This window comes from Comamonas sp. MYb21 (assembly GCF_037479395.1).
Lineage (GTDB): Bacteria > Pseudomonadota > Gammaproteobacteria > Burkholderiales > Burkholderiaceae_C > Comamonas.
In genome coordinates this window covers 1-20,052 of sequence record NZ_JBBGZC010000006.1, presented here as the reverse complement: position 1 = coordinate 20,052, position 20,052 = coordinate 1, and the positions used below count along the sequence as shown (strand labels likewise).

Genomic DNA, 20,052 nt, shown 5'->3' with positions numbered 1-20,052 from the left:
ACAGGTTCTCAAGGCTGGTACTCAGCCGGGTCCAGGTGCTCGGCCGGCGGTGGTGGCGGCCGGGATACCCCTGCCACCGGCTCCCAGCCTGAGCCGTTCCAGTCATGCATGGCCGCTTCGCGCTGGTAGAAGCGGGCCAGCAGCTGGGCCCCTGCGGTGCTGCAGGCCTGGCGAACAATGCCGGCGCTATAGACCGCCTCGTAGGCCAGGGGGGGCGGTATCTTGCCCACCACCTGCAGCTCGGCAGAGCGCGGCAGCTCGCTGCGCAGCAGCAGGCCCAGCTCCGCATCGCCCCGCGCCACCAACTGGGCCACCTGCGGGCCAAACACCTTGATGCTCTTGGGCAGAGCCTGGGCAGTCAAATCCAGCTCACGAAACAGCTTTTGCTCGATAAAGTCGCTGCCATCGGCCGACGGGTAGGCGATGCTGCGCATCGCCTCCAGCATCTTCTTGGCGTCTTCCGTGTCCTGGAGCTCGGGCACGGGGCGGCCGGCCTGCACGATGGCAATCAGCGGTGAGCGCACCACATCGTAGAGGCGCCCCGGCCGCACCAGGCCCTGGGCCTGCAACAGCTGCAACACCGCGCGCGGCGCCAGCACCAGATCGACGCAACCCGCCTGCTGCAGGTACTGGGCCAGCGCCTGCGCCACCGCAGGCGACGCGCCGTAGCCGGACTCGGCGCGGATCTGGGTGGGGATCATCAGCTGCCCGGCCAGTGCCCGGTGCACAGGCACAAAGCCCTCGGTCATCAGCAGCTGCACCGGCAGGCTGGCCTGGTCCAGCGCGGGTTCCGCATCGGGCTGCGGCGGCTCGGAGGCGCAGCCCAGCAGCGCCGCAGCGGCACAGCTGAGCAGGAAGGAGCGGCGAAGAGGCATCAGGCGCATGCAGGCATTATCAGACAGCGGCGCCTTGGCCCTCTCACCCGCCCGTCAATTGGCCACGTTCAGCAGACGCCAGTCGATGTAGTTGTCCGCGCGGGTCGGGATGCTGACCTTCTTGCTGGTCGCCCAGGGGGTAATCAGGTTGAACAGCGGGATATGCGAGATGGCCTTGTGCTCGTTGAGCAGCACCTTCTCGATCAGCTGGTTGCGCAGCTTGAGGTCCGTCTCGGTCTTGACGCGCTCGATCATGGCATCTTGCTGCGGGTCGGAGAAGCGGCCCAGGTTGAAGTTGCCGTCGCCACTGCCGCCGGGCGAGCGCAGCAGCGCCTGCAGGCTGTAGTAGGCGTCAAACGTGGGCACCGACCAGCCCAGCAGGTAGACACTGGCTTCGTAGCGCTGGATCATCGGGAAGTAGGTCGCGAACGGGTAGGTGCGCAGCTTGGCCTTGATGCCCACCTTGGCCCACTGGGCGCTGATGGCCTGGCACAGCTGCTCGTCGCTCGGGTAGCGGCCGGCCGGGCAGGAGAACTCGAACTCAAAGCCATCGGGGTAGCCCGCCTGGGCCAGCAGCTTCTTGGCGCCTTCCGCATCAAAGGCCAGGCGCTGGTCGGCCTGCTTGGTCCAGCCATTCACATGGTGGGCAATCAGGGTGCCAGTGGGCTGGGCCAGGCCGCGCATCACCACGCGCTGGATGGTGCCCATGTCAATCGACTGGTAGAGCGCCTGGCGCACGCGCACATCCTTGAAGGGGTTCTTGCCCTTGACGCTGGACTGGGGCAGCTCGTCGCGGTACTGGTCCATGCCCAGGAACAGGGTGCGGTCAGCCGCGGATTCGAGCACCTGCAGGTTGGGCGCCTGCTTGATGCGCTGCAGGTCGTTCATGCTCGGGTCGATGATGAAATCGACCTCGCCCGACAGCAGCGCGGCCGTGCGCGTGGCGTCCGACTTGATCGGCGTGTAGACCGCCTGCGTGATGTTGCTGGGGTACTGGGCCTTGCCCCACCACTGCGGGTTGCGCTTGAGCACCAGGCGCGAATCCTGCGACCAGCTGTCGAGCACATAGGGGCCGGTGCCCAGCGCATGGCGGTGGGCATAGTTCTCGTCCTTGGCCTTGATGTCCTTGGGCACCTCGGACTGGTGCTGCACCGCCCAGGGCTTGCTCATGATGCGCAGCTCGGTCAGCTGGTTGACCAGCACCGGGTTGGGCACGTCGGAGAAGATATCCAGCGTGCGGGCATTGACCACCTCGATGCGGTCGATGCCCTGGGTGTAGACGACAAAGCCGGAGCTCTTGGCCTTGGCGCGCTCCAGCGAGAACTTCACGTCATCGGGGGTCAACGGCGAGCCATCGCTGAAGGTCACGCCTTCGCGCAAGGTGATGCGCAGCTGCTTGGGGTTGATGCGCTCCCACTTGGTGGCCAGCGAAGGCTCGGGTTTTTGCGTCTGGCTGTTGTACTCGACCAGCGCCTCATACACCGCGCGGTGCACCGAGTTGTTGACCCCAACATTTTGCGCATGGATATCCCAGGACGACAGATCGGCCGAACGGGTCCAGCGGAAGTTCGATGCCTGGGCAGAAAATGCCATGCCGGCCACTGCGCCGGCGATGGCCAGGGTGCAGACGCTGCGCGCCCAGCCGTTGCGGCCTTGCAGATAAGTGGTGGGTTGCATCACAGATTCCTTCATTCCATGCAAAAAATCAAAACGCCGCACTATGGCAGTGCAGCCCGGCCGCGCCAACGATTTATTCGTTGTATCGATATGGGCCTGGCGCAGTGCAGATTCTGCTAGTGGCGGGCGGGCAGGCCAGTGTAACGGCCCCGCCAAAAACCAGATGCGGCCTAGGCCGAGGCGCGCCAGGCCAGCGCGACCGCGCCCGCAGCACTGTCCAGATCCCAGAGCGCGATGCCGGCATTCCAGCCCTTTTGCCGCTGATCGGCTTCAGCCAGTGCCAGCCCGGCGCATTTGAGCTGGGCTTCCAGCCGCGCCCATTGCCGCGCAAAACCACGCTGCCAAGCCATCCCCCGCAAGCCAGCCAGCGCAGCGGCGGCATCGGGCTCCAGGTAGAGGGCAGCCACCGCCGGCCAGCCAGCGGCATCGATATCGGTCTGCGCATCACCGGGCGGCCCTTGCACATCAATGCCAACGGTGCCCTCTTGCGTGCAGGCCCAGACCGCCAGCGCATCGGCATAGCTGATGGACAGCTGCCACCCTGGCAGCACCTGCCCGTTGCGCAGCAGCTGCGGGGCCTGGCCAGCCCGGCGCTGCACGGCCAGTTGCGCTGGCTCGCAGCCCAGCTGTGGCGCCAAGGCCTGGCAGATCGCCAGGTAGACGGCCTCGCGCATGCTCTCGCGCGGCAGCGCGCCGGGTGGCGGTGCACCCGCCATCACCACCGCCTGGGCCTGTACCCGGCCCTGCAGCGCTGGCGGCAGGGCCAGCGGCTGCCTGGTCCAGTGAAGTGCTAGGCCCGCCATGGCGCGGCCGGCGCGCCCTGCCAGCGGGTGCCGGCGGGCAGGCGCTCGCCCTTCATCACCAGGGTCATGGGGCCCAGCTGCACGCCATCGCCCAGCTCGGCGCTGTAGAGCACGGTGCAGCGCGCGCCCACCGTGACCCGCGCGCCAATCACCACGTCATCGACCTTCATCACCCGGTCCTCAAACAAATGGGTTTGCGGGCAAGACAGCGCATTGAGCTCGCTGTGCGCGCCAATGGTCACGCAGTCATGCTCGGTGATGTCGGTGGTGTCCAGGTAGGCGCTGCTGGCAATCTTGCTGCCCAGCAGGTTCATCGCCAGATTGAGCCAGGGCGTGCCGCGCAGGTAGCGCAAGAAGTTGGGCACCGCAATGCCTTCGTACATGCTGGTCGTCGCCTCGGACAGCCAGACAAAGGGCGTCCACATCGGCGCAGCCTTTTTGCGGTAGCGCCCCACCAGCAGCCACTTGAACAGCGCCACCGCCCAGAAGGCGCCCAGGCCAAAGACCATGCCGGCGACGGCCAGATCCAGCACCACCGCACCCCAGCGGCCGGCAGCTGCCAGCGGCATCGCGTCGAGCACAATCGCATAACCGGCGGCAATCACCAGCGCATGGGGCGCGCCAATGCGGAAGGCCTCGACCAGGCCCCGGCCCAGCACGCGGCGGCGTGACGGCGCAAAGGTCAGGTGGTCGGGGTAGCCCTGCACGACTTCGCGCGCAGGCAGGTTGATGGCCGGCGAGCCAATCCAGGTCTGGCCGGCCTGCATGTCGGCATTGCGCGGCACGGCCGACATCACGCCGATCAGCACCCCTTCGGGAATGGTCGAGCCATCGGGCACATAGGCGCCATTGCCGATAAAGCTGCGGCGCGAGACCACCGTGGGCTGCACCGTCATGTAGCCGCCATCGATGCGCTCGTCGCCCAGCATCACCGCATCGGCCACAAAGCACTCGTCGCCCAGGGTCAGCATATCGGGCACCACGCCCAGCGCGGTCGACAGCTCGGTGCGCTTGCCCACCTTGGCGCCCAGCATGCGGTACCAGCTGGCTGAAAACACCGTCGCATAGATGCCGTGCAAGGTCGCCAGGCTCCCTTCCTGGATCTGGTTGGTGAGCCACTTGCCCAGGTAACGGCCGCTGTGCACCGACCAGGTGCCCGGCTGCAGCCGGGGCAGGAACAGGTAGCGGATCAAGGCGGCCACCAGCATGGTGCAGACCACCAGCACCAGGCTGGCGGGCAGCGCCAGCACAAAGAACTTGAAAAAGCGCAGGATAAAGGCACCCAGCGCATCGACCGTGCCGTCTTCGAGCAAAGGCCGCACCGAGATCGCGTCCACATCCAGCCAGTCGATCAGCAAGAACGCGGGGAACACCGGCATGAAGAACAGGGTCGCGATGCTCAGGCCGCCCACCGCATAGACCAGCATCTCCCAGGCGCGCCAGGCAGCGCTGGGCCGCACGCGCTCGGGCATGCAGCTGGTGTCAAAGTCCGAGACGGGCTGGGCCGGCGAGCCGGTCCAGACGCTGCGCGCGGGCTGCACCTGGCCGTCACTCAGGCTCGACTGCCCTTCCAGATGGGCCCAGTCGCCCAGGCGGGTATTGCCCTCCAGCACCACATAGGAGCCAATGCAGGCATCGGCGCCGATATCGACCGTGCCCAGCAGCAGCCAGCCGCCTTCGACGCGGGCATTCTCCAGGCTCACCACATTGCCCACGCTCGCTCCGGCGCCAATGCGCAGCAGATCGGGGGCGCGCACCGTCATCGAGCCCAGCAGCACATCGTTGCCGATCTTGGCGCCCAGCGCGCGCAGCCACAGCGGAAACAGCGACGAGCCAGTGATCATGCCCACCGGCACCGCCTCCACGAGCCGGTCGGCCAGCCACCAGCGGAAATAGGTGAGGCCCCAGAGCGGGTAGCGCCCGGGCTTGAGGCGGCCGGCAATCAGCCACTTGCCGGCCCAGGCCACGACAAACTCCAGCACCGTGGCCAGCGCAAAGGCGAGCACCGACACCGCAATGGCCACGGCCACCGAGTCGTTCTCGTCACCGGTAAAGAAGTGGTAGGTGAAGAACGGCGCCAGCCATTGCGCCATCTTGACCAGCACCAGCAAAGGAATCGCCACCGCCTGCGCAGCGCCACAGCGCCAGCGGCGCAGCGCCGAATGCTCGCGGAACGCGCGCGGCGCCGCAGCCGGCGCATCGTCTGCCACCATGCTGGCCTGCAAGGCCTGGGCAATCGCGCCCACGCGGCGCTGCTGGTAGATGGTGCTGACGGTGGCCTGCGCAAAGCGGGCATCGGCGCGCAGCACCGAGGTCAGCCGCGCAGCAAACAGCGAGTGGCCGCCCAGGTCGCTGAAGAAATCGAGCGAGCGGCGGATGGGCTGGCTCGGGAACATCTGCGCCAGCGCGGCAAACAGCAGCGCCTCGGCCGGGGTCTCGGCGGTGTCCGAATCACCGCTGTCCACCGCGGCACTGAGCGCGGCGGCACGCAGCGCCTTGCGGTCGATCTTGCCCGAGGTCAGGCGCGGCATCAGCGCCAGCGCCTCAAAGCGGGCCGGCACCATATAGGGCGGCAGGCGCTCGGCCAGCGCGCTGCGCAGCGCGGCGTGGCTAGGGCTGGCGGACGCATCCAGCGGCACATAAAAGGCCACCAGCTGGTCGATACCGTCGTCCTTGCGCAGCAGCACCGCCGTGGTGCCCACACCGGGCTGCTGGGCCAGCACGGCCTCGATCTCGCCCAGCTCCACGCGAAAGCCCCGGATCTTCACCTGGTCATCGGCCCGGCCCAGGCACTGCATCTGGCCTTTTTCATCGATGCGCGCCAGGTCGCCGGTGCGGTAGAGGCGCGTGTCGTGCGGCCCTGCCGGCCAGGGGTTGTCCAAGAACTTTTCGGCCGTCAGCTCGGGCCGGCCCAGGTAGCCAGCGGCCACGCCGGGGCCGGTAATGCACAGCTCACCCACTTCGCCCGCTGGCAGCCCCACCAAGCGGGGCGCGGTGCCGGCGGGAAAGCTGTCCGCCTCGATCACCTGCACCACCACCATGCTGTAGTTGGGCAGCGGCGTGCCGATGGTGACGGGCTCGCCCGCCTGCAGCTCAGCCAGGCTCGCCGATACCGTGGCCTCGGTCGGCCCATAGGTGTTGAACAGCTGGCGCGGCGCGCCGGTGCCCGAACGCGCCCAGCGATCGACCAGCGCTTCGGGGCACATCTCGCCGCCCAGGTTGATGATGCGCAGGCTGGGCACATCCTGGGCAAACAGCGCCAGCAACGTGGGCACGGCATGCAGCACGGTGACCTGCTGCTCCAGCAAGGCCTGGGGCAGCGCCTCGGGGTCGCCGGCAATCTCGCGCGGCGCAATCCACAAGGTGGCACCCACCAGGTAGCTGATCCAGATCTCCTCGAAGGACATGTCAAAGGCCACCGAGAAGCCCTGGTAGACCTTGTCACCCAGGCGCACGCCCAGGCGCGCATTCTCACTGCGCAAAAAGTGGCAGATGCTGCCCTGGTTGATGGCAATGCCCTTGGGCTTGCCGGTCGAGCCGCTGGTGTAGATCACATAGGCCGGATCGCTGGGCTGCGCATTGCTGCGCCGGCGCAGCGGGGTGCCTGCGGGCAGCTCGGCCAGCAGGTCCAGATCGGTCAGCAGCGGACACAGCACCTGGGCATCGCGCAGGCCCTGCTGAGGCGTGGCAGCGGCCATCAGCAGCGCCTTGGCGCTGGCGTCTTCGAGGCAGGTGGCGATGCGCTCGGGCGGTGTCTCGCTGTCAAAGGGCAGCCAGGCGGCGCCCGTCTTGGCAATGGCCAGCTGCAGGCTGAGCAGCGCGATGCCGCGCGGCAGCCACAGGCCCACCATATCGCCCGGGCCAATGCCCGCTTCCATCAGCCGGTGTGCCGCGCGGCTGGCGTCGGCATCGAGCTGGGCATAGGTCAGCTGCCGCGCCCCGGCCATCAGCGCCACCTGCTCGGGGTGGGCATAGGCGGTGGCCTCGAACACATCGGCCAGCACCTCGTGGCGCAACAGATCGGGGCGCTCAGGCCCCCGCAAAACAACAGTCTCAGACATGGCAGCAATACCCGGCAGCTGCAGAAGGCGCAGGCGCACCGCCTTTCTGCACAAAACGCCCCAGAATGGGGCATTCGCGCATTATGCGGCGGCGCCAGGGCCTGCCACGCCGGGATCCCCCCTGGCAAGGCCTGTCTGAGGGCTGAGCGCAACGCTTTGCGCCCGGCTTAAGCCCCGCCTAATCTGCGGCGGCGGGTTGCACTGCGGCGCTCGGCAACACCGCATCGGCCGACCAGCCCCCGCCCAGCGCGCGGTACAGCGCAATCTGGTTGTCCAGCCGGCTTTGGCGCAGGTTGACCAGCTCGGTCTCGGCCTGGAACAGGTTGCGCTGGGCGTCGATCTGCTCCAGGTAGGACGCATAGCCCGCCTCGTAGCGGTCCTTGGCATAACCCAGGGTCTGGGCCAGCACGGCGCGGCGGCGCTCGGCCGCCTGCTCTTGTTCGGCCAGGCGCTGCACGCCGACCAGCGCGTTTTCCACATCGCCCAGGGCCGACAGCACCGCGCCCCGGTAGGCGTAGGCGGCCTGGTCGCGCTGGGCCGTGGCGCTGTCGTACTGCGCGTCGAGCCGGCCACCATCGAACAGCGGCGCCAGCACGCTCGCGCCCAGGCTCCAGACATTGATCGGGTTGTACTGCAGCGCATTGACAAACAGCCGCCCCGCACTGGCGCTGAGGTTGAGCTGGGGCAGGTAGGCGGCGCGGCTGGCGCGCAGGCTGGCATCGCTGGCGGCCAGGTTCAGCTCGGCTTGCACCAGGTCGGGCCGGCGCCGCAGCAGGGCCGAGGGCAGCGCAGCGGGCACCACCGGCATCTGCAGCCGGGCAAAGCCCTGGCCGTCGGCCGCAGCGGTATCGCGCACGGCGGGCACATCACCGGCCAGCAATTGCAGCGCGTTGTACTGGCGCGCAATCGCCAGCTCCAAGGGCGGGATCTGGCCCTGGATGGCCTCGTACTCGGCCTGCGCTTGCGTCACCTGCAGGCGCGAGATATAGCCCACCGATTCCTGGTCCCGCGCCAGCTGCAGCGCGGTGCTGCGCGTCTGCAGGGTCTGGCGCGTCTGGGCCAGCTGCGCCTCGCGGCCCAGCAGATCGACATAGGCCTGGGCCGTGGTGGCCGCCACCGTCAGCGCCACCGCATCGCGGTCGGCCTGGCTGGCGCGGTACTGCAGATCGGCGGCCGTGCTGCGCTCGCCCAGGCGGCCCCAGAGATCGGGCTCCCAGCTGGCCTGCAGCTGGGGCTGGACGGAGCGGCTGGTGGTGATACCCGAGGTGGTCAAGGTGTGGGTGGCGCCCACATTGGTGCCCAGCGACAGGCTGGGCTGCAGCGCAGCATCGGCAGCGGCGAGCTGGGCGCGGGCAGCGGCCACGCGGGTGCCGGCCACCTGCAGGTTGGCGTTGCGCGCCAGCGCGGCCTGCACATAGCCGTTGAGCTGTTCATCGCCAAAGGCCTGCCACCAGGCCACCGGCACGGCTGCCTCAGGCCCGCTGGAGGTAGCGGCACCCGTCTGCGCCCAGGCGCTGGGCACGGTCACGGCCGCATCGGCGGGCGCCTGGCGCAGTGCCGGTGCGCAACCGGCCAGCAGCATCGCCATGCCCAGGGCCGTCAGTGTGGTGGCGGCCGAGCCTTGCAAAAACCGGCTGCGGGTCATGGCCGGGCTCCTTGCGCTGCGGCCTTGGCCGCGCGCGTGTCCACATGCACTTCAACCGACATGCCCGGGCGCAGGCGGGCGGCGAGCGGCTGGTTCGGGTCAATCGCAATGCGGATCGGCAGGCGCTGCACGATCTTGATGAAGTTGCCCGAGGCATTGTCGGCCTTGATGACGCTGAACTCCGAGCCGGTGGCCGGTGCCATCTGCTCGATATGGCCAGTCAGCTCGGCGCCTTCGAGCGCATCGACATAGAAGCTCGCCGCCTGGCCCTGCTGCATGTGGGCGATCTGGGTTTCCTTGAAATTGGCCACCACCCACAGCTGCTCGGGCACCAGGAACAGCAGCTGCGTGCCCGAGGCCACATACTGGCCCAAGCGCACCGAGGCCTCGCTGATCTGGCCATCGCGCGGCGCCCGCACCACGGTGTTGTCCAGGTCGATCTGGGCCAGGCCCAGCTGGGCCTCAGCGGCCTTCACCTGGGCTTCCAGGCTGGCACGTGCCACCTGGGTGGATTTGATGCTCTGCTCGCCAATGCGGATATCGGCCTGCGCCTTTTGCACATTGGCCTTGGCCAGCTGGCTGGTGGCACGCGACTGGTCGCGCTCGCGCAGCGACACCGAACCGCGCGCGGCCAGGTCCTCGACCCGCTGCAGATCGGCTGCGGCGCGGCGCGCTTCGGCATCCACCGCCGACAGGCTGGCCTGACGCGCGCCCAGGTTGGCGCGGTTTTGCGCCTGGGTCTGGTCCGAGTTGGCCAGCTGCGCGCGGGCATTGTCGAGCTGCGCCTGGGCCTGGGCCACTTTTTCGGCATAGATGCGGTCATCGATGCGCAGCAGCACATCGCCGCGCGTGACATGCGCATAGTCCTGCACGTTCACCTCCGTCACATAGCCGCTGACCTGCGGCGCCAGCACGGTGATCTGGCCACGCACATAGGCGTTGTCGGTGCGCATCATGTCGGAGGCAAAGGGCGGCAGCTTCCAGGCCCAGAGCACCAGCAGCACGCCGGCCAAGGCGACGACCGCCATGGTCAGCACCGCGCGGCGGCTGGGCCGGATCAGCTTGGCCGTTGGCGATGCGGCGGGTGCCGGAGTGGCTGCCGTTGCAGCAGCTGCCGACGCTTGGGCAGCCGATGCGGCGGCGGCAGCCGCCGTGGCTTGGGGGGCAGCGGGCTGCGCTGCGGGAGCGGGGGCAGCTTGGGGAGTGGGTTTTTCAGTATCAGCCATTGTTGTTGCTTTGTAGATAGGGATCGAAAAAGGGGATGGAGGTCAGACGGGCGCCGGCAGCTCGCCCCGGCGCCGCGCGAGCCAGGCCAAAATGCGCTGGCGCAGCACGCGGTAGAACGCCCAGGCCAGAAAGGCCAACGCCATCGCGCCAATCACGCGGAACACATCGTTGAAGGCGCGCACCGCCGCCTCGCGCCGGATCACCTGCACCAGCTGGGCCTGGCTTTGGGCGCCGCGCTGCACCGGGTCGGTGATGGTGCGGCCGAGCGACTGCGACTGCTGGGCCAGGCGCTGCGCGACCAGCGGGTTGGTCACCGGCATATCGGCCGCAATCGCCTGCGTGTAGAGCTGGGCACGCTGCTGCTGGATGCTGCCCAGCAGCGCGGGGCCGAGCAGGCCGCCCAGGCTTTGGGTGACCGAGAACAGCACGACAAAGGTGACCATGTGGTCCAACCCCTTGCCCAGCGCACGCTGGATGCCGATCATCATCACCGGCCCCATGAACAGCGCCGCCGAGAACGCGATCAGGAACTGGCTGAAGAAAAAGTCATGCGGGCGGCTCAGGCTGGTGGAGTGCAGGTCCAGCCAGCCGCCCACGCCGATCAGCAGGATCGAGGTCAGGATCTGCGGCAGGATGGCCTGGGGGCTGAAGGTGGCAGCACCGACGATCACGCCCAGCAGCATGCCGACAAAAATGACGCCGTACAGCGCCTGCAGCTGCTCGGGCACCACACCCATCGCGCGCAGCAGGCCGACCACGCCATAGTTCTGCTCCGAGATCATGAAACGCATCATGATGGCGCCGGCCATGAAGGTCAGCGTCGTGGGGTGCATCAGCCAGCGCAGCTGGATCAGCGGCGTGCGCCGGCTGTATTCCAGCAGGGCGGCCAGCGCAAACAGCACCAGCGACGCGATCAACGCATAGGCCAGCCAGGGGGCGTTGAACCACCAGGCGTTCACGCCCTGGGCCAGCACCGCGCACAGCAGGCCCACCGCAGGCGCGACCAGCAGAAAGGTCACAAAATCCAGCGGCTCGAACACATGGATCTGCAGCCCGCGCGGCAGCTTGAGCACCACCACGGCGGCAAAGGCCATCAGCGCGAGACCCGCCTCGAACGCATACAGATGGGGCCAGGGGTTGACGTTGACCAGCGAAGGCGACAGCACCCAGGCCAGCGGCACGGCGATCGAGGACATGTTCATGCCCAGGATGAAGGCCGAGGGCACCTTGGAGGCAGGAAAGCCCTGCATCACATACATGACGGCCAGCGAGGTGGTGGTGGCACCGGCAAAACCGGCGACGGCCCGCACCACGATGGACATGGTGTAGCCCTCGACAAACACGTGCAGCAGCGCCAAGAGCGCATAGATGCCCAGGCCCCATTCGGCAAACACCCGCAGACCCAGCTGCTGGCGGCTTTTGAAGACCAGCAGGTTGGCCGTCACATTGACCATCACATAGGCCGCAGGCAGCCAGGCGGCCTCGACCGCCGTCAGGCCCAGCTGGCCCTGAATCGAGGTGAGGTTGGCCGTGACCAGGCCATTGCCCAGACCCCCAACCAGCCCGACAAACAGACCCACCATGATGTAGGCGATGCGCCGGGGCAGCGTGTGCTGCAGCCGCGCAGGCGAGCCCGGCAGCACGGGACGCTCATGCGTCTCCCAATCCGGGGGTTGCTCGACATAGCGAAAGGCAGGCGCGTTCATACCGTCTCCCTGGCATCCATGCGCAGGCCCTCGGTGATCAGCTGCCAGGCGCGGTCGCTCAGCTGCAGGCGCTCGGCCGGCGTGCGGCCCCGCCGCGCCGCGCTGAACATGCCCACGATCAGCAGCAAATCTGCCCCCTGCAGATCCTCCCGGCAGCGCCCTGCCGCCTTGGCCTGCAGCAACAAGGGCGTCACCAGCGCCAACAGGCGCGCGCGCAGGTCAACGACCAAGGGGTCATCGAGCGGCAGCGAGCGCCAGTAATCGGTCAGCGGCACGGTCAGCACCGAGTCATGCGCCCAGAGGCGCAGAAACTCGAACAGCGCATCGGCATCGCCCGTCTCGCTCAAGGCATGGGCCTTGGCGGCCAGCCGCTCCAGGATATGGATCAGAAGGGCCCGCAGCAACTCGGAGCGGTCCGCAAAATTGCGATACAGCGTCGTGCGACTCACCCCCGCCCGCTCGGCCACCACATCCAAAGCCACCGTCACCCCCTGCTCGGTAAACACATGCAGGGCCGCATCGAGCAACTGGCTGCGATGGGCCAGCGCATCACTGCGGGGTTGGCGTTCTTTGGAGGTCATGGGGTAGAGGCAAAAGCATTAAACGTACAAAACTGTACGCTAATTTTTTCAGGCCTGCACAAACCCTGAGGACATCAGGGTAAACCCGTGGGTTAACGGAGGTCTGTTTTTGGTCAGTTCACCGGCTACGCCGGCGAGGAGGAGGAGGAGGAGGAGATGCTGGATGCTCCCAAAGATCACGCTGTTTGCTGTTGAAGAGTGATGAGGAATGGCACCATTAGCCTTAAATATTCATAGATGAATGAAATACGTAGAAATGATGATATCTATGTTGTTTTAAGCTCAGTGCAAGCAGCGATTGGTATTTTTTCGTCAGCATAGAAGACGAAATAATTCATAGATTTGCTTTTTTCAGACAAAAGACTAATATCTATGAATGCCTCGTCAAAACACATCGCCTTCCGACTACCCGCAAGCCGTCCTGCAGCAGATCGAAAAGCTGGCGCAGAACATTGCTATCGCCCGTAAGCGGCGAGGAGAGTCGCAGGCGCAATGGGCCAAACGCCTGGGCATTTCACAGCCCACGATGGCCCGCATCGAACGGGGTGACCCGTCGGTCGCGATGGCCTCCTATGTGATGTGCATGTGGCTGATCAATCCAAGGGGCGATTTGGCCGGGCTGATTGCACCGCAGAACGACCATGCTGCGCTGGAGCGAGAGGTCGCCAAGGCAAAAAGCCAGCGCAAGCCCAAAACTCAAGAGCCAGCCCATCCCCTGCCATCAGCGGCACAAACAGAGCGCCGCAAAGCCGGGACTGAGGCAGGTACCTTGTCAGAGATAGATCGTCTCACTTCCGAATCTTTAGAAAAATCCCGGAAATCCTTGTTCAGCCCTGCTTACCTGCCCGAGCTGGCTCGGATCGTTGCGGAACCATCAGAGAAGACTCTCAAGGAATGGACAAGTGCAGCCCCAGGACTTGCCGCGCTCATGGCCAAGAAGCCTCCCCAAAAGCCATGACCGCCGACGCCTTCCCCTCCGTCTCTGCACGCACTTATGTGCCGCAAGACCAGCTCTATGTCTGGGCCATGGTCAACCCGGCGGCGCCCACCTTGGCGGGCACGGTCAGCCTTTCGCAGTTGGTGGCAGATTGCGCCACGTTCAGCTATGCGCCAGATTGGTGGAACTTTGCGCTCAGCCAGGACCTGCCCTTGGTACAAGGCCAGCTTTTCAGCAATGAGGAAAAACATACGGCGCCTGGCGCGATCGACGACGCCCGGCCTGACCGCTGGGGCGAGCGCATCATCCGCCACATCGACCGGCCTGCACGCCTGTCTATTCTGGAGATGCTGCTCTTTGCCGGAGACGACCGCTTTGGCGCACTGGGCATTTCCACCTCTGCTGAGCATTACCTGCCGCGCTATATCGGGCCCTATCCGCAGCTGAAGGACTTGGCGCAACTCGCGGCCGCAGTGGAAGATGTGCAGACCCAGGCCCCAATCACCCCCGAGATACAGCGCCTGGTCCAGCCCGGCGTCACCTTGGGTGGCGCCCGGCCCAAGGCCTTGCTGCAGACCGACAACGGCCCCTGCGTCATCAAATTCAGCGAGTTGGATGATGCCGTGGATACCCCGCTGATTGAACACGCGACGATGAGGCTGGCCGCACAGGCCGGCATATACACCGCCAACACTGCGGTGCTGCCACTGCCACCGCGCTATGGCAAGGCGCGGCATGCACTCACCATTGCGCGCTTTGACCGCATCGGCCCTTTCCGCGTGCACTGCCAATCGGCTCACACTGCCTTGCGCGCTGCGGGGTTGGAGCTGAGCTACAGCGCCTTGGCAAGCATCCTGCTGCGCCTGGGCCATCCCGAGCGGCAGGCCACCATGCGCGAGGAGCTATTCAAGCGCATGGTCTTCAACATCCTCATGGACAACACCGACGACCATGAGCGCAACCACAGCATCAGCCTGAACGTGGACGGTTACTACGACCTCAGCCCCGCCTACGATGTGGTGCCCAGTCTGCAGAACCTGGGCTACCAGGCACTCAGCGTGGGCACCATGGGGGCTGAGTCCAGCCTGGAGAATGCGCTCACCCAGATCAAGGAATACGGGCTCAAAAGGCCACGCGCCATCGCGCTGGTGCAGCAGGTGGCTGCGGCCGTGGACCAGTGGGCTGCGCATTTTCAGGCACTGGGGGTCAGCCCGGTGGATATGGAGCAGCTCGCAGCCAGCATCGACCGCGACGCGCTCAGACGGCAAAGGCAGGCTTTTCTTTAAAGCCTGCGGAGCTGGCTAAATCCTTCTGCAAAGCCGGCGCAGCACCAACCCAGCACTTGGAAGATCTGCCTATTTTTAAGGCAGATCAGTGCCCATCCACCACCACCGGCACCCGTGGCGCCACCGCGCACATCAGCTCATAGCCCACGGTGCCAGCGGCCTGGGCCACTTCGTCGATGGAGAGCACGGTGCCGTTGGCGGCGCGGCCCCAGAGGGTGACCTCGCTGCCCCAGCCCGCTTGGGGGACGTCGGTGAGGTCGACGGTGACCATGTCCATGCTGACCCGGCCTATCAGGCGCGAGCGCTGGCCGTCGACCAGCACGGGGGTGCCGTTGCCGCAGTGGCGCGGGTAGCCGTCGGCATAGCCGCAGGCGACGACGCCGATGCGCATGGGCTTGTCGGCGGTGAACGCCGAGCCATAGCCGACGGTGTCGCCGGGCTGCAGCTCCTGCACACCGATGACCTTGGCCGACAAGCTCATCGTCGGCTGCAGGCCCCAGTCGTCCGCGGTTTGCAGCGGGTAATCGGGCGCGCTGCCGTAGAGCAGGATGCCGCCGCGCACCCAGTCGCCGCGCTCGCTGGCCGACATACCGGGGTTGCGCAGCATCGCGGCGCTGTTGCAGATGCTGCGCTCGCCGGGCAGGTCCAAGGTGGTCTGGTTGAACAGCGCCATGGCCGCGCCGATGCCCTTGGCGGTGTCGGCATCGCTGAAATGGGTGATGAAGGAGATCTCGTCGACCTGGGGCAGCGCATTGAGCCGGGCCCAGGCCGAGCGGTAGCGCTCGGCGGTGAAGCCCAGGCGGTTCATGCCGGAGTTCATCTTCAGGAACACGCGGTGGGGCTGCTGGGTCTTGTGGGCCGCCAGCCAGTCGATCTGCTGGTCGCAGTGCACCGTGTGCCAGAGGTTCAGGCGCGAGCACAGCTCCAGGTCACGGGCATCGAAAACGCCTTCGAGCAGCAGGATGGGGCCGCGCCAGCCCAGATCGCGGATGCGCTGCGCCTCGGACGGCTCCAGCAGCGCAAAGCCGTCAGCGGCGCGCATGCCGTCAAACACCTGCTCGATGCCATGGCCGTAAGCGTTTGCTTTCACCACACACCACAGCTTGGCGTCTTGGGCCGCCAGACGGGCGCGTGCCAGGTTATGTTGCAAGGCAGCAGTGTGAATGGTGGCTAGAATGGGGCGCGGCATGGCAAATACTCACAACAAGATTATGAAAACCCCTAGTATTCTGGCACCGTGCTTTCGCCCCTGCGTGCTATAACCTCGACTCCCTACACGCAGCTTACAAATTTCTCGCGCCATTAGCATCCCTTATCAGCCTCCCAACGAATGAAGCGCGGTTTCTACACCATCATGTCGGCGCAGTTTTTCAGCTCGCTGGCTGACAACGCCCTGTTTGTCGTTGCCGTCGATCTGTTGATCAGCGCAGGCGCTGCGGAGTGGCAGCGTGCCGCCCTGGTGCCCATGTTCGCGCTGTTCTACGTGATCCTGGCACCGTTTGTGGGCGCCTTTGCCGATGCCTACCCCAAGGGGCAGGTGATGTTCATCAGCAATGCGATCAAGGTGATCGGCTGCCTGCTGATGCTGTTTGGCCACCACCCGCTGCTCGCCTATGCCGTCGTCGGCCTGGGCGCTGCCGCCTACTCACCGGCCAAGTACGGCATCCTCACCGAGCTGCTGCCGGCCAGCCAGCTGGTGCGGGCCAATGGCTGGATCGAGGGGCTGACGATCACCTCGATCATCCTGGGTGTGCTGCTGGGCGGCCAGCTGGTGGGCCCCCAGGTCTCGGGCTGGCTGCTGTCCTTTGATCTGCCCCTGATCGACACCCCCATCGATACCCCTTCCGAGGCGGCAATCTGCGTGATCGGTCTCTTGTACGCAGGTGCGGCTTGGTTCAACACCCGCATCCCGCGCACCAGCACCCAGCTGGTGCCACTGCGCCAGGACACGAGTCGCAGCATGTTCTCCAACGTGATGGACCTGCTGCCCGACTTCTGGCGCTGCAACAGCCGCCTGTGGCGCGACAAGCTCGGCCAGATCTCGCTGTCGACCACCACCTTGTTCTGGGGCGTCTCGGGCAACCTGCGCTATATCGTGCTGGCCTGGAGTGCGGTTGCGCTGGGCTACAGCACCACCAAGGCCTCGGCGCTGGTCGGCGTGGTCGCCATCGGCACAGCAGTCGGTGCCATCCTCGCCTCGATGCGCATGAAGCTCGACGGCGCCACGCGCGTGATCCCGCTGGGCATTGCGATGGGCCTCTTGGTAGTGTGCATGAACTTTATCCACAGCATCTGGCTGGCGGTCCCTTTTCTGGTGGTGCTGGGCGGTCTGGGTGGCTTTTTGGTGGTGCCGATGAACGCCCTGCTGCAGCACCGGGGCCACAACCTGATGGGCTCGGGCCGCTCGATTGCGGTGCAGAACTTCAACGAGCAGGCCTGCATCCTGGGCCTGGGTGTCGTCTACAGCATGTTCACCCGCTTTGGCATGTCGGCCTATGGCGCCATCACCTGCTTTGGCCTGCTGGTGGCCGGCATCATGTGGTGCATCCTGCTGTGGCACCGGCATAATTGCAAGCAGCATCCGCAGGAAGTCCAACGGCTGCTGGACATTGCCCGCCACGACCACCACCACTGAGTGACCCGCCGGTGGGCCACGCGCCAAGCCCACCCGCCCTCCTGCACCCCTTAGAAAAATAGAAAGCTGACAGCGCCTGTTGATCGCAGGCGCTGTTTCCCCTCGCCCCATGCTCACCGCGCTGCCCTTTTTAGCCCTGATGACCAACGCCCTGATCTGGGGCACGATCTGGTGGCCGTTCCGCCAGCTGCAGGCCCTGGGGGTGCACCCGGTACTGGGCACGGCCCTGGTCTACCTGATCCTGTTTTGCGGTCTGCTGCTGGTCAAGCCGGCAGCGGCGGCCATTGCCCGGCGCCACCCGCTGCTGCTGCTGCTGGCCTTTACCTCGGGCAGCACCAATGTGCTGTTCAACTGGGCCGCCACCACCGGCGATGTGGTGCGTGTGGTGCTGCTGTTCTATCTGATGCCCGCCTGGTCGGTGCTGCTGGCCTGGTACTTTCTGGGTGAAAAGCCCAACAAGTACTCCATCCTGCGCCTGGTGCTGGCCTTCAGCGGTGTGCTGATCGTGATGATTCCAGCCGGCGCCACCTGGCAGAGCCTGACAGCCAACCTCTCGCTGCCCGATGCGCTGGCCATTGTCGGGGGCTTTACCTTTGCCGGCACCAATGTGGTGTTGCGCAGCCAGTACCGCGTGCCGGGTGAGGCGCGCATGCTGGCCATGTTCTTTGGCGGCCTGGTGGCCGCCGGTGCCATGTCGGTGCTGGGCATCTACCTGGGCCGCATGCCGGCCGTGCCCGATATCGCCTGGGGCTGGCCGCTGATGGTGCTGGTCGTCGCCGTGCTGATCATGCTGAGCAACTGGACCTTGCAATACGGCGCCTCGCGCCTGGCCGCCACCACCGCTGCGGTGGTGATGCTGTCCGAGGTGGTCTTTGCCAGCGCCTCCAATGTGCTGATTGAGGGCACCGTGCTCTCGGGCCGCCTGCTGCTGGGCGGCGCGCTGGTGCTGTCGGCCTCGCTGATTGCGGCGCTGGAGTCGCGCCTGCCCTGAGTGGCGCTGAACGCGGCTAACTTGAGGCGGGTTAGCGACTAAGATAGCCGCCATGCCCGCAACACCGCACACCATCCAGGACTTTGTTCTCCACGACGCCAGCGCCCAGCCGCTGCCGCTGTCGCGCTATGCCGGCCAGGTGGTGCTGGTGGTCAACACGGCCACCGCCTGCGGCTTTACGCCGCAGCTCAAGGGGCTCGAAGCTTTGCAGCAGCAGTACGGCCCCCAGGGCCTGCAGGTGCTGGGCCTGCCCTGCAACCAGTTTGGTGCGCAGGCCCCCGGCAGCAATACCGAGATTGCGCAGTTTTGCGAGCTGAACTACCAGACCAGCTTTCCCAGCCTGGCCAAGGTAGAGGTCAACGGCCCGCACACCGACCCGCTGTTTGCCTGGCTCAAGGCGCAGGCGCCAGGCCTCTTGGGCGGGCGGATTCTGTGGAACTTCACCAAGTTTCTGGTCGGGCGCGATGGCCGCACGGTGCAGCGCTTTGCCCCGATGACCAAGCCGGCCAAGCTGGAAGCGGCCATCGAGAAGGCCTTGGCTGCTTCTTAAACGCCAAGCGGCGCTCAGTCCATCAACGCCGTCTCCAGCCCGGCGGCAATGCTGGCCAGGCCCGCAATCACGCAGACCGCACCCCAGAACTTGCGCAGCCAGCGGCGATTGCGGTTGGCTTGGGGGGTATCGGGCTTCATGGCGTACTCCTTGCGCAGATGGTGACCATCCGCAGGTCTCAGGAACTCAGTGTAAGCAGCGGCGGGTCAGCGATCAAGCCAGGGGCATAAAAAAAGCTGTCCACGCTCCAGGAGCGTGGGCAGCTTTTTGCTGGGCGAATGCCGGGTTTATTCAGCAGCAGCAGCGTTGTCGTCGGCCTTGGCAGCGGCCGGCTCGGCCGCATCGCCTTCGTCCGCCGCTTCTGGAGGCGCGGCTGCAGGGCGTGCAGCAATCGCCTGGGTCTGGGCAGCGCGGTGCAGGTGGCGCTCCACCGCAGCGGGGTGCATGCCGTACATGTCGGCAAACTCGGCCACGCTCTTGCCGCTGGCGGCATGGGCGGTGGCCAGCGCTTCGGCCTTGGCGTCGAACTCGGCCACTTCCTGCATGGCGGCTGCCAGCAGGGCCTGGGTCGCTTCATCCTTGACCTGGACCTTGGCCAGGAAGTCGTCGCGGCTCAGGTCGGACGCGATATAGGCCATGCCGATGCGGCGGCGCAGCTTGAGCTGCAGGTCTTCGCCGTCGCGCGGCTTGCGGCGGCGGAAGGACTCCACCAGCGCATGGAACACATGCTCAGGCGCCATCGCCTCGACGACCTGGCCTTGCAGGTCATGGCGGGGCTGGCCCATGGCCACGGCGTTGAGGTAGCGGGTCGAGCGGGTATGCAGGCCCAGGGCCACCTTCAGCTCGTTCTTCTCGAAGGCATCGGGGTGGGCGGCCATCAGGTCCTGGAACACACCGCGCTTGAGCGGCAGCGGCTGGTCGCCAAACAGTGCAGGGTACAGACCAGCGAGCTTTTCCACCACGGGGTGGCGTGGGCGGGCAGGCGCCTTGGGCGCAGCGGGGGCCGCCTGGCCACCGTCACGGCGTGGGCCACGGCCGCCGGCGCCCTGGCCTTCGCGGCGTGCGCCATTGCCGGGCT

16 protein-coding genes are annotated in these 20,052 nt (G+C 66.4%); 5 read left to right on the top strand and 11 right to left on the bottom strand.

Annotated elements, in window-relative coordinates; translation table 11 throughout:
- Window positions 1-8: 8 nt before the first annotated feature.
- From WH367_RS09840 to WH367_RS09805, 8 genes are all read right to left on the bottom strand, one after another.
- A complete protein-coding gene (locus WH367_RS09840; RefSeq protein ID WP_339535832.1) occupies window positions 9-875 on the bottom strand; it encodes a substrate-binding domain-containing protein in 867 nt (288 codons plus the stop codon).
- Between the two features lie 54 nt (window positions 876-929).
- Complete coding sequence (locus tag WH367_RS09835; RefSeq protein WP_445228097.1) at window positions 930-2,552, bottom strand: ABC transporter substrate-binding protein; 1,623 nt, start codon at window positions 2,550-2,552, stop codon at window positions 930-932.
- Window positions 2,553-2,722: 170 nt separating this feature from the next.
- Window positions 2,723-3,355: a hypothetical protein gene (locus WH367_RS09830; protein WP_339535830.1), complete on the bottom strand. Its 633-nt coding sequence runs from the start codon at window positions 3,353-3,355 to the stop codon at window positions 2,723-2,725.
- Window positions 3,343-7,416: a Pls/PosA family non-ribosomal peptide synthetase gene (locus WH367_RS09825; protein ID WP_339535829.1), complete on the bottom strand. Its 4,074-nt coding sequence runs from the start codon at window positions 7,414-7,416 to the stop codon at window positions 3,343-3,345. Before WH367_RS09825 ends, WH367_RS09830 begins: the two co-directional genes overlap by 13 nt.
- A 178-nt stretch (window positions 7,417-7,594) precedes the next feature.
- Window positions 7,595-9,061 (bottom strand): efflux transporter outer membrane subunit, encoded by a 1,467-nt coding sequence (locus WH367_RS09820; RefSeq protein ID WP_339535828.1) that lies wholly within the window; start codon window positions 9,059-9,061, stop codon window positions 7,595-7,597.
- Window positions 9,058-10,287 carry an HlyD family secretion protein gene (locus WH367_RS09815; protein WP_339535826.1) on the bottom strand — a complete coding sequence of 410 codons (1,230 nt, stop codon included), beginning with the start codon at window positions 10,285-10,287 and terminating at the stop codon, window positions 9,058-9,060. Before WH367_RS09815 ends, WH367_RS09820 begins: the two co-directional genes overlap by 4 nt.
- Before the next feature lie 42 nt (window positions 10,288-10,329).
- Window positions 10,330-11,994: an MFS transporter gene (locus WH367_RS09810; RefSeq protein ID WP_339520904.1), complete on the bottom strand. Its 1,665-nt coding sequence runs from the start codon at window positions 11,992-11,994 to the stop codon at window positions 10,330-10,332.
- Window positions 11,991-12,575 carry a TetR/AcrR family transcriptional regulator gene (locus tag WH367_RS09805; RefSeq protein ID WP_339535824.1) on the bottom strand — a complete coding sequence of 195 codons (585 nt, stop codon included), beginning with the start codon at window positions 12,573-12,575 and terminating at the stop codon, window positions 11,991-11,993. Before WH367_RS09805 ends, WH367_RS09810 begins: the two co-directional genes overlap by 4 nt.
- A 376-nt stretch (window positions 12,576-12,951) precedes the next feature.
- Here WH367_RS09805 and WH367_RS09800 point away from each other — a divergent pair, with 376 nt between their 5' ends.
- Window positions 12,952-13,533, top strand: coding sequence for a helix-turn-helix transcriptional regulator (locus WH367_RS09800; RefSeq protein WP_021027611.1), 582 nt, complete (start codon window positions 12,952-12,954; stop codon window positions 13,531-13,533).
- The gene (locus WH367_RS09795) at window positions 13,530-14,798 is read left to right on the top strand and encodes a type II toxin-antitoxin system HipA family toxin (protein ID WP_339535822.1); all 1,269 of its coding nucleotides are present in this window, start codon (window positions 13,530-13,532) and stop codon (window positions 14,796-14,798) included. The genes WH367_RS09800 and WH367_RS09795 overlap by 4 nt, the downstream gene beginning before the upstream one ends.
- Before the next feature lie 85 nt (window positions 14,799-14,883).
- Here the strand turns inward: WH367_RS09795 and alr are convergent, their stop codons facing one another.
- Window positions 14,884-15,987, bottom strand: coding sequence for an alanine racemase (gene alr / locus WH367_RS09790; RefSeq protein WP_339535820.1), 1,104 nt, complete (start codon window positions 15,985-15,987; stop codon window positions 14,884-14,886).
- A 141-nt stretch (window positions 15,988-16,128) separates the two neighbouring features.
- Here alr and lplT point away from each other — a divergent pair, with 141 nt between their 5' ends.
- From lplT to WH367_RS09775, 3 genes are all read left to right on the top strand, one after another.
- Window positions 16,129-17,433 carry a lysophospholipid transporter LplT gene (lplT, locus tag WH367_RS09785; protein ID WP_021027614.1) on the top strand — a complete coding sequence of 435 codons (1,305 nt, stop codon included), beginning with the start codon at window positions 16,129-16,131 and terminating at the stop codon, window positions 17,431-17,433.
- 139 nt (window positions 17,434-17,572) lie between these two features.
- Complete coding sequence (locus WH367_RS09780) at window positions 17,573-18,424, top strand: DMT family transporter (protein ID WP_306729949.1); 852 nt, start codon at window positions 17,573-17,575, stop codon at window positions 18,422-18,424.
- A gap of 52 nt (window positions 18,425-18,476) precedes the next feature.
- A complete protein-coding gene (locus WH367_RS09775; protein ID WP_339535818.1) occupies window positions 18,477-18,974 on the top strand; it encodes a glutathione peroxidase in 498 nt (165 codons plus the stop codon).
- Window positions 18,975-18,988: 14 nt separating this feature from the next.
- Here the strand turns inward: WH367_RS09775 and WH367_RS09770 are convergent, their stop codons facing one another.
- Both WH367_RS09770 and WH367_RS09765 read right to left on the bottom strand, forming a co-directional pair.
- The gene (locus tag WH367_RS09770; protein WP_021027617.1) at window positions 18,989-19,114 is read right to left on the bottom strand and encodes a hypothetical protein; all 126 of its coding nucleotides are present in this window, start codon (window positions 19,112-19,114) and stop codon (window positions 18,989-18,991) included.
- Between the two features lie 147 nt (window positions 19,115-19,261).
- A partial coding sequence (locus WH367_RS09765; RefSeq protein ID WP_339535816.1) for a ProQ/FINO family protein occupies window positions 19,262-20,052 on the bottom strand: 791 nt, incomplete at its 5' end.

What these genes read in the sequence shown, in the direction of transcription:
- WH367_RS09835 (WP_445228097.1), bottom strand. Translation starts at nt 2,552, where the DNA reads ATGCAACCCACCACTTATCTGCAAGGCCGCAACGGCTGGGCGCGCAGC.
- WH367_RS09825 (WP_339535829.1), bottom strand. Translation starts at nt 7,416, where the DNA reads ATGTCTGAGACTGTTGTTTTGCGGGGGCCTGAGCGCCCCGATCTGTTG.
- WH367_RS09800 (WP_021027611.1), top strand. Translation starts at nt 12,952, where the DNA reads ATGCCTCGTCAAAACACATCGCCTTCCGACTACCCGCAAGCCGTCCTG.
- WH367_RS09820 (WP_339535828.1), bottom strand. Translation starts at nt 9,061, where the DNA reads ATGACCCGCAGCCGGTTTTTGCAAGGCTCGGCCGCCACCACACTGACG.
- WH367_RS09840 (WP_339535832.1), bottom strand. Translation starts at nt 875, where the DNA reads ATGCCTCTTCGCCGCTCCTTCCTGCTCAGCTGTGCCGCTGCGGCGCTG.
- lplT (WP_021027614.1), top strand. Translation starts at nt 16,129, where the DNA reads ATGAAGCGCGGTTTCTACACCATCATGTCGGCGCAGTTTTTCAGCTCG.
- WH367_RS09805 (WP_339535824.1), bottom strand. Translation starts at nt 12,575, where the DNA reads ATGACCTCCAAAGAACGCCAACCCCGCAGTGATGCGCTGGCCCATCGC.
- WH367_RS09780 (WP_306729949.1), top strand. Translation starts at nt 17,573, where the DNA reads ATGACCAACGCCCTGATCTGGGGCACGATCTGGTGGCCGTTCCGCCAG.
- WH367_RS09775 (WP_339535818.1), top strand. Translation starts at nt 18,477, where the DNA reads ATGCCCGCAACACCGCACACCATCCAGGACTTTGTTCTCCACGACGCC.
- WH367_RS09815 (WP_339535826.1), bottom strand. Translation starts at nt 10,287, where the DNA reads ATGGCTGATACTGAAAAACCCACTCCCCAAGCTGCCCCCGCTCCCGCA.
- alr (WP_339535820.1), bottom strand. Translation starts at nt 15,987, where the DNA reads ATGCCGCGCCCCATTCTAGCCACCATTCACACTGCTGCCTTGCAACAT.
- WH367_RS09770 (WP_021027617.1), bottom strand. Translation starts at nt 19,114, where the DNA reads ATGAAGCCCGATACCCCCCAAGCCAACCGCAATCGCCGCTGGCTGCGC.
- WH367_RS09830 (WP_339535830.1), bottom strand. Translation starts at nt 3,355, where the DNA reads ATGGCGGGCCTAGCACTTCACTGGACCAGGCAGCCGCTGGCCCTGCCG.
- WH367_RS09795 (WP_339535822.1), top strand. Translation starts at nt 13,530, where the DNA reads ATGACCGCCGACGCCTTCCCCTCCGTCTCTGCACGCACTTATGTGCCG.
- WH367_RS09810 (WP_339520904.1), bottom strand. Translation starts at nt 11,994, where the DNA reads ATGAACGCGCCTGCCTTTCGCTATGTCGAGCAACCCCCGGATTGGGAG.